Origin of the sequence: Kitasatospora sp. NPDC036755 (genome assembly GCF_040636595.1) — a bacterium.
GTDB lineage: Bacteria > Actinomycetota > Actinomycetes > Streptomycetales > Streptomycetaceae > Kitasatospora.
Genome location: NZ_JBEZUT010000085.1, coordinates 12,817 through 27,827, shown reverse-complemented (window position 1 = coordinate 27,827; position 15,011 = coordinate 12,817). Strand labels below are relative to the sequence as shown.

General features: G+C 73.9%; 11 protein-coding genes. 5 read left to right on the top strand and 6 right to left on the bottom strand.

What is annotated here, in order from left to right:
* Positions 1-418, bottom strand: a 418-nt coding sequence (locus tag AB0E96_RS15520) for a hypothetical protein (protein WP_359823335.1), incomplete at its 3' end; no start/stop codon positions are given.
* A 254-nt stretch (positions 419-672) separates the two neighbouring features.
* On the opposite strand from AB0E96_RS15520, the gene AB0E96_RS15515 reads away from it, so the two are divergent.
* On the top strand, positions 673-1,974 hold the full coding sequence (locus tag AB0E96_RS15515) for an ABC transporter substrate-binding protein (RefSeq protein ID WP_359823332.1): 1,302 nt from the start codon (positions 673-675) through the stop codon (positions 1,972-1,974).
* 70 nt (positions 1,975-2,044) lie between these two features.
* On the opposite strand, the gene AB0E96_RS15510 is transcribed toward AB0E96_RS15515, so the two are convergent.
* Positions 2,045-3,229, bottom strand: coding sequence for a hypothetical protein (locus AB0E96_RS15510; protein WP_359823330.1), 1,185 nt, complete (start codon positions 3,227-3,229; stop codon positions 2,045-2,047).
* Between the two features lie 235 nt (positions 3,230-3,464).
* Positions 3,465-4,841 carry a transcriptional regulator gene (locus AB0E96_RS15505; protein ID WP_359823328.1) on the bottom strand — a complete coding sequence of 459 codons (1,377 nt, stop codon included), beginning with the start codon at positions 4,839-4,841 and terminating at the stop codon, positions 3,465-3,467.
* Between the two features lie 315 nt (positions 4,842-5,156).
* Here AB0E96_RS15505 and AB0E96_RS15500 point away from each other — a divergent pair, with 315 nt between their 5' ends.
* On the top strand, positions 5,157-5,885 hold the full coding sequence (locus tag AB0E96_RS15500; RefSeq protein ID WP_359823340.1) for a bifunctional DNA primase/polymerase: 729 nt from the start codon (positions 5,157-5,159) through the stop codon (positions 5,883-5,885).
* Between the two features lie 357 nt (positions 5,886-6,242).
* On the opposite strand, the gene AB0E96_RS15495 is transcribed toward AB0E96_RS15500, so the two are convergent.
* The gene (locus tag AB0E96_RS15495) at positions 6,243-6,935 is read right to left on the bottom strand and encodes a metal-dependent transcriptional regulator (protein ID WP_359823327.1); all 693 of its coding nucleotides are present in this window, start codon (positions 6,933-6,935) and stop codon (positions 6,243-6,245) included.
* Positions 6,936-7,155: 220 nt separating this feature from the next.
* On the opposite strand from AB0E96_RS15495, the gene AB0E96_RS15490 reads away from it, so the two are divergent.
* From AB0E96_RS15490 to AB0E96_RS15480, 3 genes are all read left to right on the top strand, one after another.
* Complete coding sequence (locus AB0E96_RS15490; protein ID WP_359823324.1) at positions 7,156-7,920, top strand: SIS domain-containing protein; 765 nt, start codon at positions 7,156-7,158, stop codon at positions 7,918-7,920.
* A gap of 267 nt (positions 7,921-8,187) precedes the next feature.
* Entirely contained in the window at positions 8,188-9,126 is a 939-nt protein-coding gene (locus AB0E96_RS15485) for a DUF4231 domain-containing protein (protein ID WP_359823322.1), read from the top strand.
* A gap of 23 nt (positions 9,127-9,149) precedes the next feature.
* Entirely contained in the window at positions 9,150-10,058 is a 909-nt protein-coding gene (locus AB0E96_RS15480) for an alpha/beta fold hydrolase (protein WP_359823319.1), read from the top strand.
* Here AB0E96_RS15480 and AB0E96_RS15475 read toward each other — a convergent pair.
* Positions 10,029-10,991: a D-glycerate dehydrogenase gene (locus AB0E96_RS15475; protein ID WP_359823317.1), complete on the bottom strand. Its 963-nt coding sequence runs from the start codon at positions 10,989-10,991 to the stop codon at positions 10,029-10,031. The two genes, AB0E96_RS15480 and AB0E96_RS15475, sit on opposite strands and share 30 nt — an antisense overlap.
* Before the next feature lie 111 nt (positions 10,992-11,102).
* Positions 11,103-14,957 carry an FxSxx-COOH system tetratricopeptide repeat protein gene (gene fxsT, locus AB0E96_RS15470; protein WP_359823338.1) on the bottom strand — a complete coding sequence of 1,285 codons (3,855 nt, stop codon included), beginning with the start codon at positions 14,955-14,957 and terminating at the stop codon, positions 11,103-11,105.
* Between the last annotated feature and the right edge of the window lie 54 nt (positions 14,958-15,011).

The following is a 15,011-nucleotide window of genomic DNA, read 5'->3' as shown; positions in this document are numbered from 1 at the left end:
ACGCGTCCGCCCCCGGGCGTTCGAAGAGCAGCGCCGTCCAGTGCACCCCGTCCCTGCCGTGCAGGTCGGGGCGGGCGGCGCGGTGGAGGAGGCGCTCCGGCCAGCCGGGGTGCCCGAAGTAGGCGGAGGCCGGCGCGTCCGCACCGACCTCGTGCAGCATCTGCACGGCCCTCAGCACCGCGACGTCCACCAGCGCGGCCTCGGCGGTGTCACGGAAGATCGTTCCGACGTACTTCTCGGCCGACCAGCGGTCCAGCCAGGTGTCCTCGACCAGCCGGTAGACGGCGTCGGTCACGTCCCCGTAGCCCTCCCGGCCGATCAGCCAGGTGTCCTGCTGGAAACCGGGGTCGGACAGCATGTGCAGCGCCGAGCGCAGTCGGGCTCGCCAGCGCCACCAGGGCAGGTCGTTGAGCGGCATGCCGCCCATCGTGCTGGAGCGGTGGCCCGGACGAGAAGGGTTTCGGGCGGACCGATACGAAGAATCTGTGCTGGCGGACATGGTGAACGATCGTACGTTCCCCGCCTGTTCGTACTCCACTCGCGATCTACACGCGTACCGCCCCGGAGTTCGGCCGCCGTTCGCCGCCCGTTCGCACTTCGGCCCTCTCGGCTTGTGCCGCCGGGGCTTGGCTTGCTCCGGTGCGCCGGAGGGCGCCCAGAGAGGGAATACCGATGACCAGCCGGAGGGACTCGTTCCAGGCCCGTCCCCAGACCGGGCGACGCCGCCGCCGACGCCCGATCGCAGCCGCCGCCACCGCCGCGGCCCTGCTCCCCACCCTCTTCATGGCCTCCGCGTGCGGCGGATCGGCCGATGCTTCGACCAGCGGCAGCGAACTGACCGTGATGACCTGGGCCCCGGCCGGCACGGGCGCCGCCGACCGCCCCGGCATGACCGCGCTCGCCTCCGCCATCGGCAAGGACGTCAACACCAAGGGCGGTGTGAACGGCCACCGGCTGCGCGTGCTCACCTGCAACGAGCACAACACCGCGGACGGCGCCCGCGCCTGCGCGCAGCAGGCGGTGGACGCCAAGGTGGTCGCCGTGATCGGCTCCTACAGCCAGTGGGGCGAGGCGTTCATGCCGGTGCTGGAGCGCGCCGGCATCCCGCTGATCGGCGGCTACGGCCTCTCCCAGCCGGAGTTCGCCAGCCCGCTGTCCTACCCGGTGGACGGCGGCCTGCCCGCACTGATCGCGGGCAACGGCCGCCAGCTGGTGGACGCCGGGTGCAAGACCGTCTCCCTGGTCCGCCCGGACACCCCGGCCGGCGACAACCTGCTCGGCTACCTGGGCACCGCGCTGCGGCCGGCCGGGATCAAGCTGACCGACGTCAAGGCGCCCGAGCAGTCCTCCGACTACACCCCGGTGGTCCGCAAGGCGATCGGCAAGGACGAGGCGGGCACCTGCGTCAGCGTCGCCCTGGCCGCCGAACCGACCGGCAACCTGCTGGACGCCTACCGGAGGCTGAACCCGAAGAACACCCGGATCGCCTCGATCATCGGCAGCGTCCAGCAGTCGGTGGTGGACTCCACCGGCGGCGACACCGGCCCGCTCGGCGGCGCCTACGTCACCAGCTGGTACCCGCCGGAGTCGGCGAAGATCTGGGACGGGCTGCGCGCGGTGGCGCTCACCGACTCCACCGGCGGACACCCCATCGACGTCGCCGACCCGGGCGTGCAGACCACCTGGGTCGCCTACGAGGTGTTCCGGACGGCGGTGCAGAAGCTGGCGGAGTCCGGCAAGCCGGTCACCTCGAAGTCGGTCACCTCGCTGCTGGACAGCGGCGAGGGCATCGACGTGGGGATCACCCCGCCGCTGGCCTGGGGCACCACCAACATGCTCCCCAGCAGCGGATCGCCGCGGCTGGTGAACACCTGGGTCACCTACCAGGTGGTCAAGAACGGCCGGATGACCCTGCAGCAGCCGGGCTTCGTCGACATCCGCTGGGCACTCACCGGGGGCCGGCCGCCGGCCTGACCGGGACCGCGCCCGGCGCGAGGGGGGCCGGCCTTCGGGCCGGCCCCCCTCGACGTTCACCGGCCGTCACTCACAGGTCGCCGTCACTCTTGTTGGGCAGCCCGGTCTGGCCGGCGATCGCGTTCCAGAGCGTGGAGGCCTGCTTCTTCGCGGTGGTCGCGGTGCCGCTGGCCTGGACGGCGTTCTTGTAGTGCTGGTTGTCCTGCTTCTTCGCGTCGCAGGAGCCCTGCGCGTCCTGCGCCCAGGCCGCGTACTCGTCGTCGGCCTGGGCCGAGGCCGTCCAGGCCGCGTTGAGCTGCTCCACCAGCTGCTGGCCGCCGGGCAGCTTGTCGGTCTTCAGCTGGCCGAGCTTGCTCTGGAGCTCGCGCCGCTTGCCGGCCGCGGCGGTCAGCGCCTGCTGGGACTCGGGCAGCTTGTCGCACTTCTGCACCGAGGCGACCGCGGAGACCACCGAGCTGCGGCTGTCGCTCGCGGTGCCCAGCAGGTCCGACAGCGGCTGCGCCTGGGCCTTGACGTCCGGGTCGACGGCCGCGCCGGAACCGCTCGCGCTCGGCGCCCCGGGGGTGGCGGAGGTGCTCCCGGTGGCGGCCACCGGGGTGTTCTTCTTGTCGTCGCCCTTGGGCTCGTCCCCGCCGCCCATCAGGACGGCGACCAGGATGCCGGCCGCCGCGCAGCCCGCCACCACACCACCGACGATCAGCTTGGTGGACGGGCGTCCGCCGCGCCCCGAGCCGCCGCCCTGGGTCGCGTCGAACCCCCGGTCGTAGCCCTGCCCGTAGTCCTGGCCCTGCTCCGGGGCGTAGCCCTGGTGGTAGTCCTGCGCCGGGTGGGCGGCCGGCGGATAGCCCTGGTACCCCGGCGCGGGCTGCGGCTGCGGGTAGCCGGGCTGGGCCTGCGCCGCCGGGTAGCCGGCCGCGTGCGGGTCCCCCGCGGGGTACGGCGGCAGGTGCTGGGTCTCCGGGGCCGGCTCGGGCCGCGGGGCCCCGTAACCGGGCTGCGGAGCGCCGTAGCCGGGCTGCTGCCCGCCCCACGAGGCGCCCGGCCCGGGCATCGGCTGCGCGGGCATGGCCTGGGTCGGCAGCGCGTGCCCGCCCTCGCCGAGGTACTCCGGCTGCCCGGACGGCCGGCCCACCGGCGGCACGGCCGAGTGGGCCTGCGGCTGGCCCGGCTGCCCCTGGGGCTGCCCGGGCTCGGGGCGGAACAGGTCGTCCAGGTTGAAGTCACCGGAGTTCGGGTACGAGCGGCGCTGACTCAACGCGATTCCTCACCTGTGCAGGACCGCGCACTGACGGCGGACCACATCTCGTCGGTTCTTGGGAGCATCACAGTTCCTTGGACGTCGCGCCCACGCTACCGGTTCGCCTCACCGGGTGACCACGTGGGCGGGACATCCGTCACGCTCCCTGCACAGACGATCCGCGGCTGTCCGGGGCTCGGGCCGCCCCCGGCTCGGGCCTCCCCCGGGCCCGAGGACGGAGACGGGCCCGCGGTCAGGCGGCCTCGGCGTCCGCCCGCGCGTGGAACTCGCGGACCACCCGCTGCTCCCGGTACGGCTCCAGCCTGCGCCGGAACTCGTCCAGGTACTCCACGCCCCGGTTGGAGCGCAGCCCGCTCAGCAGCCGGACCGCCTGGGTGCCCGTCTCGCAGGCGCGTTCCAGGTCCCGCTGCTGGAGCTGGGCGGTGGCCAGCAGGACGAGGTCCACCGCCCGGCGCCGGACCCGGGTCGGCGGGTGCAGGTCGAGCGCCCGGCGCGCGTAGTGCTCGGCCGGACCGGCCTGCTCCAGGTCCCGGTGGCAGTGGGCCAGCTCGTCCGCGAGGTAGGCGTCGTCGAAGTGGGCGATCCAGTCCGGGTCGTCCTCGGGACGGCGCTTCTCCATCATCTCCAGCGCCCTCGCCGACACCGCCTCGCAGGAGCGGGCGTCGCCGAGCAGGGCGTGGCCGCGGGCCTCGGCGGCGTAGAACATCGCCATCGCCGTCGGGGTGGCGACCGAACGGGCGCCCTCCTGTGCGGCGCGGGCGAGTTGGGCGATCTCCCGCGGGTTGCCGAGGGTGGCGGCCAAGTGGCTCATCGAGGCGGCCAGCACGTAGCCGCCGTAGCCGCGGTCGTCGGCGGCCTGGGCCAGCCGCAGCGCCTGGATGTAGTAGCGCTGGGCGAGCCCGGGCTGCCCGGTGTCCACCGCCATGTACCCGGCCAGTTCGGTCAACCTGGCCACGGCGGCGAAGAGTTGGCGACCGGTCTCCTCCCGGTAGGCGCCGCCGAGCAGGCCGGAGACCACCGAGTTGAGGTAGTGCACCACCACCGGGCGCACATGGCCGCTGCCGAAGCGGTGGTCCAGGTCGACCAGCATCGCGGTGGTCGCCCTGATCGCGGCCACGTCGGTCGGACCGACCCGGGGGCCACCGGCCCGCGCCACCACCGGGTCCGGCGGGGTGATCAGCCAGTCCCGGCTGGGCTCCACCAGCGCGGAGGCGGCCACCGTCGCGCCGGTCAGGAAGTCCCGCCGGCCGACGTCGCTGCGCCACAGCTCGCACACCTGCTCCAGGGCGGCGCCGATGGTCGGCGCGAACTGGAGCCCGATGCCGGAGCTCAGGTTCTTGCCGTCCGCCATGCCGATCTCCTCGACCGACACGCTGCGGCCGAGCTTGCGCCCCAGGGCCTCGGCGATCACGGCCGGCGCCTGCCCGCGCGGCTGCTGCCCGCGCAGCCAGCGGGCGACGGAGGTCTTGTCGTACCGAAGGTCGAGCCCGTGTTCGGCACCGCAGAGGTTGACCCTCCGGGCCAGACCGGCGTTGGAGCAGCTGGCCTCCTGGATCAGTTGCTGCAGACGCTCGTTGGGCTGTCGTGCGACGAGTGGTCTCGCGGCCATTGGGCTTCGCCTCCCCACACCCTCCGGTCCCGGCCGGCGGGCGACGATTCTGCTGATCTGTTGCCGACTGTCCGACCGTCCAAGGAATCTGACACCAGGTTAGCGATCAGCAACGCCAGCGGGATACCCACGGTGACGAACCGCACCCCCCTTGCGCCCTGGTAAATGCTCCTGTGCGCCCCCGCTGCGCCTGCCCTCGGGCCCTTCAACTCGGTCGACTAACCGGAACGGGTGACATTGCCGGGATGCACCCAACCGGGCGCCCCAGGGCCGTAACCAGCCTCACACACGGTAGTTGAGCACCCCGTGGAAGACATCCCCGACGCCTCCGGCGCCGCACGCCGGAACGAGAGAGCCACTCCGCCCCCCTTACTCGTCGAAGCCGTCGGCTACGCCGAGACCCGCCACTGGGAGGTCGCCCCGGGCGCCTGGCTGGTCGACGACGGCGACGGCGGCGTCCGCTGCTCCTGCGGCGACCGGCGCTGCACGCTCCCGGGCGCCCACCCGCTGGACGACGACTGGGCGAGGACGGCGAGCGCCGGCCCCGGCGCCGTACGGCGCTGGTGGACCGAGCAGCCGCAGGCCTCGATCCTGCTGCCCACCGGCCGCTCCTTCGACGTCCTGGACGTCCCGGAGACGGCCGGCTGCCTGGCACTCGCCCGGATGGAGCGGATGGACCTCCAGCTCGGTCCGGTGGTGGTCCAGCCCGCCGCACCCGGGCGGATCGGGCGCCGGCTGCACTTCCTGGTGCTGCCCGGGGTCTCGGCCAGGCTTCCGGAGCTGCTCCGCCGGCTCGGCTGGCCGCCCGGCCGGCTCGACCTGGTCGCCCGCGGCGAGGGCGACTGGACGGTCGCCCCGCCCTCCCGGATCGGCTCCCTGGGGTACGCCCAGTGGGCCCGCTCCCCCTCCGCGCTCAACCGCTGGCTGCCGGACGCCGCCGAACTGGTCACCCCGCTCGCGTACGCCTGCGGCCGCGAGGCCTCCTCGGCCCGCGGCGCCCGGACCGACTCCCCCCTGGACAGCCGCCCTCTGCCGATCGGGTGAGGGCGGACGCCGCGCGACACCACGCGCGCGAGTGACGGGCCTTGTCTCCCACCGGAGACGGGGCCCGTCATACGCATGTCCGGATAAGGCTTCCGTGTACCCGCTGGTCAACGGGAAAAGCCCCTCGTACGAGTGACAGCACTCAAGGATTGCCATGATCGGCCGAGGGGAGGAATTGCGATGTGTGGGGACGCCGGCAGGGGCGCTCGGACGGGGAAGCCGGGCGGCGGCGACGGAGGGGAACGGGAGGGAGCGGGGAGGGGCGGGAGGGAAAGGGGAGGCGAGCGGGCCCGCTGCACGGGAGAGCAGCGGGCCCGCTCGGCTGTGTCCCTGGCGCGGGGCCCCGGCGCCGGCGCCTCAGGCCTGGGCGACGAAGACGTGCTGGGCGATGTCCTTGCCCAGCTCCGCCGCGTTCTCCCCGGTGCCGACCAGCACGCCGCCGACGCCGGCGCTCACCTTGACCGTGGATCCCGGCCGGACGCCGGCCCGGCGCAGGGTGCTCATCAGCGCGCTGTCCGTCTGGATCGGCTCGCCGATCCGGCGGACCACCACGTCGGCCCCGGCCTCGCCGGGCTTGACGGTGTCCAGCGGGACGAGCCCGGCGTCGAAGCCCTCGCCCTCGGCCTTGGTGTCGCCCAGCTCGTCCAGGCCCGGGATCGGGTTGCCGTACGGGGACTGGGTGGGGTGGCCGAGCATGGCGAGCACCTTGCGCTCGACCGTCTCGCTCATCACGTGCTCCCAGCGGCAGGCCTCCTCGTGCACCTGCTCCCACTCCAGGCCGATCACGTCGACGAGCAGGCACTCCGCGATGCGGTGCTTGCGCATGACGCGGACGGCGAGCCGGCGGCCGTCCTCGGTCAGTTCGAGATGGCGGTCCCCGGCGACCTGGAGCAGCCCGTCGCGCTCCATCCGGCCGACCGTCTGGCTGACCGTGGGGCCGCTCTGTTCAAGTCGCTCCGCGATCCGGGCGCGCATCGGGACGATGCCTTCCTCCTCCAGCTCCAGGATGGTGCGAAGGTACATCTCAGTGGTGTCGATCAGCCCAGACATCGCCGCTGGCTCCGTTCTTCGGTGTCCTCACCGCCAATTCTGACGTACCGGACCGACAACCGGGTTCGCCCTGAGGCTCCGGGGACCCGTTTTGTTCCTGTTGACAACGATGCCGCCGGGGCGCGACCGTGCTCGCCGAAGCTTTCTCCCCCGGCGGTCTGGACCACCCGGACCACCCCACCCGGCCGGATCCCCCACCGGCAGAGAGCGAAGGCAGCAGATGAACGACCTGGCCGGCCGGTACTTCGACGCCGCGATCTCCCACCTCCAGCGGGTCCGCGAGGAGGAGGCCGACACCATCGAGGCCGCCGCCGCCCTGCTGGCGGAGGCGATGACCGAGGGTCGCCGGGTCTTCACCTTCGGTGCCGGGCACTCCGCGCTGCCGGCCCAGGACGTGGTCTACCGGGCCGGCGGGCTGGTCCCGATGAACCTGCTGAACGTCCCCGGGATGGCCGGGGTGACGGTGATGCCCGCGCCGCTGTCCAGCGCGCTGGAGCGGGTCTCCGGGCTGGCCACCGCCACCCTGGACCTGACCCCCGCGACCACCGGGGACCTGCTGTTCGTGATCTCGCTCTCCGGCCGCCAGGTGATGCCGGTCGAGCTGGCCCGGTACGCCCGGGACCGCGGCCTCAAGGTGGTCGGCGTGACCTCTCTCGCCTACCCGGAGCAGGTGGCCTCGGCGCACCCGACCGGCACCTACCTGAAGGACCACTGCGACGTGGTGCTGGACAGCAAGATCGCGGTCGGCGACGGCGAGCTGACCCACCCCGGCGCCGAGACCACCTTCGGCCCGGTCTCCACCATCGTCACCAGCGCGCTGATGCAGGCCGTGGTCGCCTCGGCGGTCGGCCGGCTGGCCGACCGGGCGGCCGCCGGGGAGTGCCCCGCGCCGCCGCTGTTCCGCTCCGGCAACGTCCCGGGCGGCACCGAGTGGAACGCCCGGCAGATGGCCGACAACGCCGACCGGGTCTTCTACACCTACTGAGCCGCACCCGGCGGGCCCGCCGGGGAGCCGGCCCGCACGCACCGGTCCGCACCGGCCGGTCGCCCGCGCACGCCCGTCGGCCGCCGCGCGCCCCCACCGCCCCTCCGCACGCTGGGTGCCGGAGCGAACACGGGGAGTACCGGACAATCCACCGGGACTTCCCGGCCACATCCGGGCGCCCCGGCCGCCACCAGGCGTACCGGCGAGCCCGCCGGGGCAGGAGAGCGGTGCGACCGGAGCGACTGGTGGGGGCCGAACATGGCGTCTGTGGCGGGACGGACCGGGTGGGTGCGCGAGCGGGAGCTGCTCCCGGAGTTCTTCTGGGCCGCCGACTCGGCCTCGCTGCGCGGGCAGCGGCGCTCGGTGCTGCTCTCCGCCTGGGAGCTGATCCTGCTGGTGGTCGCCGCGGCGACCGGCTCGGCCGACGGCGAGCCCTGGGCCTGGCCGGCGGCCGCGGCCTACCTCGGCGCGATCGCGCTGGCGGTGGTGATCAGCCGGCAGAACCCGCAGGGCCTCTGGTACGAGGGCCGGGCGGCGGCCGAGTCGGTGAAGACGCTCGCCTGGAAGTACGCCGTCCGGGCCGACGCCTACCAGCCCCCGCCGCGCGCCCTGCCGGACGCCGAAGGCCTGTACCGCTTCCAACTCGCCCGGGTGCTCGGCGCGTTCCGGGACAGCCCAGTGGCCGTCCCGGACGCCGGGGTGGAGATCACCCCGGCGATGCGCGACCTGCGCGGCCAGCCGCTGGCGGTGCGCCGCGAGGTGTACCTGGGCGAGCGGATCCAGCTGCAGCACGACTGGTACCGCGCCAAGGCCCGCTACTGCGCCCGCGCCGGGCACTGGGCCGGGGTGCTGGGCGTGCTGCTGCCCGCGCTCGGCCTGGCGCTCGCCCTGCTGCGGGCACTCGGCGCGTTCAGCTACGACGCGCTGGGCACGGTGTCGGCGGTGGCCGCCTCGGTCGCCGCCTGGGCCCAGCTGCGCCAGTACCGCCCGCTGGCCGCCGCGTACGCCCTGGCGGCCGAGGAGCTGGCGCAGATCCAGCGCCAACTCGCCCAGCTGGACCTGGAGTCGATGGAGGCCGAGGAGGTCTGGGCCCGGCTGGCCCGGGACGCCGAGGACGCGATCTCCCGCGAGCACACCACCTGGCAGGCCCGCCGGGAGGTACGCACCACCACCGACCGGGAGCACGCAACCGACCCGGAGCACTGACCGGAGCACTGAGGAGGCCGCAGGTGTCGTTACGGACGGTCAAAACGGCGGACGACCGCGCTCTCGCCGTCGAGTCCCTCGGCGACCCGCGCGGCCGTCCGGTCTTCCTGCTGCACGGCATGCCCGGCAGCCGGGTCGGCCCGCACCCGCGCAGCACCGTGCTGTACCGGCTGGGCGTCCGGCTGATCTCCTACGACCGGCCCGGCTACGGCGACTCGACCCGGCTGTTCGGCCGCCGGGTGAGCGCGGCGGCCGCGGACGTGAAGACCATCGCGGACGAGTTCGGGCTGGAGAGCTTCGCGGTGCTCGGCCGCTCCGGCGGCGGCCCGCACGCGCTGGCCTGCGCGGCGCTGCTGCCGGAGCGGGTCAGCCGGGTGGCGGTGCTGGTCGGCCTGGCGCCGCGCGACGCGGCCGGCCTGGACTGGTACGCGGGGATGACCCCGTCCAACGTCCGCGCCTACAAGGAGGCCGAGCGCGGGCACGGCCGGATCGCCGACGCGATGGAGTTCCGCTCCCGGCAGATCAAGGACGACCCGGTCCGGCTGCTGAACGGGCTGCGCACCGAACTCTCCGCCGCCGACCGGGAGGTGGTGGCCGACAGCGGACTGCGGCGGATGCTCCAGAGCAACTACCGGGAGGCGTTCCGGCACGGCGCGGACGGCTGGATCGACGACGTGCTGGCCTTCACCGCGGACTGGGGCTTCGAGGTCGGGTCGGTCCGGGTGCCGGCCTGGCTCTGGCACGGCGCGGACGACCAGTTCTCGCCGGTGGACCACTCCCGCTGGCTGGCCGACCACATCCCCGGCTCCGAGCTCTTCCTGGAGCCGGGAGCCGCGCACTTCGGAGCGTTCCGGGTGATGACCACCGCCCTGGCCTGGGCGGCGGGCTGGGGCGATCCCGGCTCAGGCCTCCACCGGAGTCAGGGGCGCTGATCCGCCGAGCACCGCCAGCACGTTGTCCACCGCCAGGCCGCCCATCGCCTGGCGGGTGCGGACGGTGGCGCTGCCCAGGTGCGGGGCGAGCACCGCGCGCTCCTGGGCGAGCAGCGCGGACGGGACGGCCGGCTCGTGCTCGAAGTTGTCCACGGCGGCGGCGAACAGCGCGCCGGACTCCAGCGCGGCGGCCAGCGCCTCCTCGTCCACCACGCCGGCGGTCATGCTGACGACCACCGCGCCGCGCGGCAGCAGGGCGAGCCGGCGGGCGTCCAGCAGGTGCCGGGTCTCGGCGGTGAACGGGCAGGTGACGACCAGCACGGTGGAGGTGGCGAGCAGTTCCTCCAGGGGCTTCCAGTCGGCGCCCCCGGCCTGCTCGGGCGGCAGTTCACGGCGGTTGTGGTAGCTGACCGGCATGTCGAAGGCGTGGGCCCGGCGGGCCACCGCCCGGCCGATCCGGCCCATGCCGACCACGCCCAGCGGGGTGTCGGCCAGCTCCAGGCCGAGCAGGAAGTTCGGCGCCCAGGTCCAGGGCTCGCCGGAGCGCAGCAGCCGCTCGCCCTCGCCGAGTCGGCGGGTGGCGGACAGCAGCAGGGCCCAGGCCATGTCGGCGGTGGCGGTGGTGAGCACGCCGGGGGTGTTGGTGACGAGCACGCCGCGTTCGGCGCAGGCGGCCACGTCCACGTTGTGGTAGCCGACGGCGTGGTTGGCGACGACGGCCAGCCGCGGGCCGGCCGCGTCGAGGAACTCGGCGTCCACCCGGTCGTCCAGGGTGGTGATCACGGCCCGCCGGCCGCGGACGGCGGCCAGCAGCCCGGCCCGGTCCATCGCCAGGTCGGAGTCGTGGCAGGTGGCGGCGTGGTGCGCGGTGAGCCGTTCGACGACGCCGGGGGCGAGGCGCCGGGTGACCAGGACCGGGGGCAGGGTAGTCATGGTCTCGCAGCGTACCCCGCCCCTTCCCGGCCGGCCCGGCCTCGCCGGTGTGCCCGGCCGCCCGGCCCTGCCCGGCCTTCCCGACCGGGCAGGGCCGGACGGCCCTCCCGATCAGACCGGCTGCGGCTCCAGGTCCCGGTTGATCCGCTTCCAGCCGCGCGCGGAGACCGTGTTGGGGTGCTCCTCGCCGAACTGCCGGATCAACTCGGAGATCGCCCGCGCCCGCAGTTCGGCCGCCTGGGTGTGCCGCCCGCCCGTCCGCAGGGTGATCGCCAGGTTGGCCTCGCAGGCCACCGCGTCCGGGTGCTGGGCGCTGTAGCGGTCGCACAGCCCCTGGTACGCGGCCCGGCCGAGCCGCTCGGCGCGGTCCAGCTGTCCGTCGTCGCCGTACGCGTTGGCCAGGTTGATCATCGCGTTGAGGGTGTACGGGTGCTCCGGACCGACCGAGCGGCTCAGCCCCTCGACGGTGAGCCGGCCGCGTTCGATGGCGCCCTGGACGTCGCCGCTGCCCCGCAGGTAGATGCCGAGGTTGTTGGCGCAGGCCAGGGTGAACGGGTGGTCGTCGCCGAACAGCCGCCGGTGGCCCTCGAAGACGGTGGAGCAGAGGTCGCGGGCGGCCTCCTTGTCGCCGGAGGCGCTGTGGTCGGCGGCCAGGTTGAGCGCGCAGGCGAGCGCGTCGGGGGCGTCGGCGCCGTAGCGCTCCAGGTAGCGCTCGTAGGTCTCCTTGGTGATCCGGCGCGCTTCGGCGAGCAGGCCGATCCGGCGCAGCGAGACGGCCAGCGACTTGGCGTTGCGCAGGTTCTCCGGCAGGTCCGGGTCGAGCACGTCGCCGAGGTCGGAGGTGACCTCCTGGAGCAGGTCCACCGATCCGCGGTAGTCGCCGAGTTCGCGCAGGTCGCGGGCCAGGTTGGACTTGGTGGACAGGGTGTAGGGGTGCTTGGGGCCGAGCACGGCGGTGCGGCGGTCGAGGGTCTCCTGGTCGAGTTCGCGGGCCGCCTCGCTGTCGCCGACCAGCCGGTAGTCGATCGCCAGGTTGTTCGCCATGGAGAGCGTGCGCGGGTTGTCGTCGCCGAACAACTCGCGGAACTGGTCGAGGATTTCGCGGTCGAGGTCGAGCGCGGCCTGGAACCGGCCGAGCGCCCGGCGGTCGGCGCCGAGCGAGCCGGCCGTCATCAGGGTGTACGGGTGGTGCTCGCCGAGCAGGGCCCGCTGGCGCTCCAGGGTGTCCTCGTCCAGGGCCAGCGCCTCGCCGTAGTTGCCTTGGGAGCGCAGCACGTTGGCGAGCTGGAAGCGCAGCAGCAGGGTCTGCCGGTCGTCCTCGCCGAGCTTGCCGGTCCACTCCACGTCCAGCGCGTGGCCGAGGTCGCGGGCGCGGTCGAGCTCGCCGCGCTTCCACAGGTAGCGGACCCGGTCGATGAGCAGCTGGCGGGTGTCCGCCTCGTCGCAATTGTGCGCCTTGGAGGGCGACAGGTGCGGCCAGATCTCGTCGAAGGCGGGCCAGTTGGCCGGGTCGTCGGTGTCGCCGAGGACGGGTCGGGCGCCGGTGAGGATGCGGTGCACCTCGTGGACGGCGACCTCCTGCTCGTCGGCGGTCATCCCGGCCCGGATCACCGCCTGGACGAGCCGGTGCACCTGGAAGCTGTTGCTGCCGGCGTCGACCTTGGCCAGCGCGTACCGGCCGATCGCCTGGATCACCTTGCCCAGCATGAACTTGTCGCTGAGGTCGGCGTCGAAGCGCACCAGCGCCCGGATCATCTGATCGCTGTAGAAGAGGTTCATCGAGATCGGCTCGGGCGCGAAGAACGCGCAGAGCTGGAGCAGCCGGACGGCCGCCGGGGACTGCTGGCGCAGCCGTCCGATCGACACGTTCCAGGTCGCGGCGACCGGGGTCGGGTAGTCGGCCGGACGGCCGACGGCCAGCGCGCGGGCGGCCTCGGCGTGCAACTGGCTGACGTAGGTCTCCACCGGGGTGCCGGTGGTGTCCAGCCAGGCGGCGGCCACCTCGACGGCCAGCGGCAGGTCGCCGACCGCCTCGGCGACCCGGTCGGCGTCCGGGCGGGAGAGGCTGCGGGCGCGCCGGCACAGGTGCTCGACGCTCTCGCCGCGGGTGAAGACGTCGACCTCCAGCGCCTCGGCGTGCCCGGTCCAGGCCTGGTTGCGGGAGGTGACCAGGATGTGGCCGGAGCCGCCGGGGAAGAACCGGCGGATCTCGGACGGCTCGTCGGCGTTGTCGAAGATCAGCAGCCAGCGCGAGGTGGGCACCCCGCGCCGCAGCGCCTCCCGGGCGGCCTCGGCGGCCTCGGTCACCGAGTCGCCGACCCGCAGGCCCAGCCGCCGGGCGAGTTCGGCGAGCGCCGGGGCGACCAGCTCGGTCTGCTCGGCGTCGATCCACCAGACCAGGTCGTAGTCGGACATGAAGCGGTGGGCGTACTCCAGCGCCACCTGGGTCTTGCCGACGCCGCCGAGCCCGTACAGGGTCTGCGGGGTGGGGAGCACGGCCGCCATGCCGCCGCGCAGCTGGTTGCGCAGCTGCTCCAGGACGGCGGCGCGGCCGGTGAAGGAGGGGTTGCGCGGCGGGACGTCCCACACCGAGGGCTTGCTGCCGGGGAAGCGTGGCCCACCGCTGGGCGCGTCGCCGAGCGGGGTGTCGCCGCGGCCGAGCGCGCGCAGCAGGCTCTGGACGGACTGCGCCTCGTCGCGGCCGACCAGGTCGACCGGGTTGCGATTGCTGAACGGCGCGGTGAGCCGGACGTCGCCGACCCGGACCGGCAGCAGCTGGCGCCGGGTGCCGGAGGGGTCGGAGCTGACCACCGACTCCCACAGCGCCCGCGCCTGCGGGGAGCGCTGGTAGGCGGGCGAGAGCACGGCGACCGTCCGGTACGCGGAGTCGATGCCGCGCTCGGTCTCCTCGCGCGGGTCGGTGCCGGCGCTGAGGTCGCGCGGCAGCACCCGGAAGCCGGCCCGGCTCAGGACGGACTCGATCCAGTCCGCCCACATCCGGTCCTCGGGGACGTAGGAGAGGTAGAGGTCCGCGGGCACCGACGGGCGGCGGCGGGTGAACGCGTCCACGTAGCGCAGCCGCACCTCCTCGTCCATCGGCGGCAGGCCGGCCGCCCGGCCCTCGGTGATCATGGAGGTGAGCCGCTCGCAGGCGGCCAGCATCGAGGTGGGCGTGCCGGTCTGGTCCCCGAAGGTCGCGAGGATCTCCTCGTAGGCGTAGAACGGCCGGTACGGGATCTCCACCGAGCCCCAGTACTGGGCGAGTTCGTCGCCGTCGTAGCCGGTCGGCAGCCCGTCGAAGCGGACCCTGGCGAGGGCGCGGCCGGCGTCCGCCTTCTCCTTCTCGCCCTCGTCGATGCGCATCGGGACGGGCAGGATGCGGATGCCGCGCTCGCGGTAGCGGTCGTGGATGTGCTGGGCGATCCGGGAGGCGCCGTCGATCGACTGGTCGCTGAGGGTGAAGCAGACCACCAGGTCGTCGGGCATCTGGACGGTGCAGATCTCGGCGATGTCGGACAGGCCGGTGCGGGAGTCGATCAGCACGTAGTCGTAGCGCTTGGCCATGTCGGCCTTGAGGGCGTCGAAGAACTGCCCGCCGTCGAAGCGGTCGTAGAAGATGTCCCAGTCGAGGTGGGTGACGGCCTCGGAGTAGTCGCGGTTGAACTGGCCCGCGGAGAGGAAGTCCAGGCTGCCGCCGGCCGGGAAGTGCGGCCAGCTGAGCGAGAGCGCGTGCGGGTGCACCCGGGCGAAGTCCAGGTGCCAGCCCTCGGCGTGCTCGACCGGGCGCAGCGCCTCCTCCCGGTACTCGGCGATCAGGTCCATCATGCCGGTCGTACCGGCCAGCGAGGCCGGGTCCAGGAACGGGTGGAAGAACTTGGCGAGGCCGGGCGCCTCCAGGTCCCAGTCCACGGTGAGCACCCGGAAGCCGTTGGCGGCCAGGATCCAGGCGGTGTTGGCGAGCGCCATGGTGCGGCCGGTACCGCCCTTGTACGAGTAGAAGGTGATGATCCGGCCGTTGCG

Bases quoted from the DNA above. Each gene is read 5' to 3' on its own strand.
- AB0E96_RS15515 (WP_359823332.1), top strand. From the start codon at position 673: ATGACCAGCCGGAGGGACTCGTTCCAGGCCCGTCCCCAGACCGGGCGA.
- AB0E96_RS15505 (WP_359823328.1), bottom strand. From the start codon at position 4,841: ATGGCCGCGAGACCACTCGTCGCACGACAGCCCAACGAGCGTCTGCAG.
- AB0E96_RS15495 (WP_359823327.1), bottom strand. From the start codon at position 6,935: ATGTCTGGGCTGATCGACACCACTGAGATGTACCTTCGCACCATCCTG.
- AB0E96_RS15490 (WP_359823324.1), top strand. From the start codon at position 7,156: ATGAACGACCTGGCCGGCCGGTACTTCGACGCCGCGATCTCCCACCTC.
- AB0E96_RS15475 (WP_359823317.1), bottom strand. From the start codon at position 10,991: ATGACTACCCTGCCCCCGGTCCTGGTCACCCGGCGCCTCGCCCCCGGC.
- fxsT (WP_359823338.1), bottom strand. From the start codon at position 14,957: ATGGCGCTCGCCAACACCGCCTGGATCCTGGCCGCCAACGGCTTCCGG.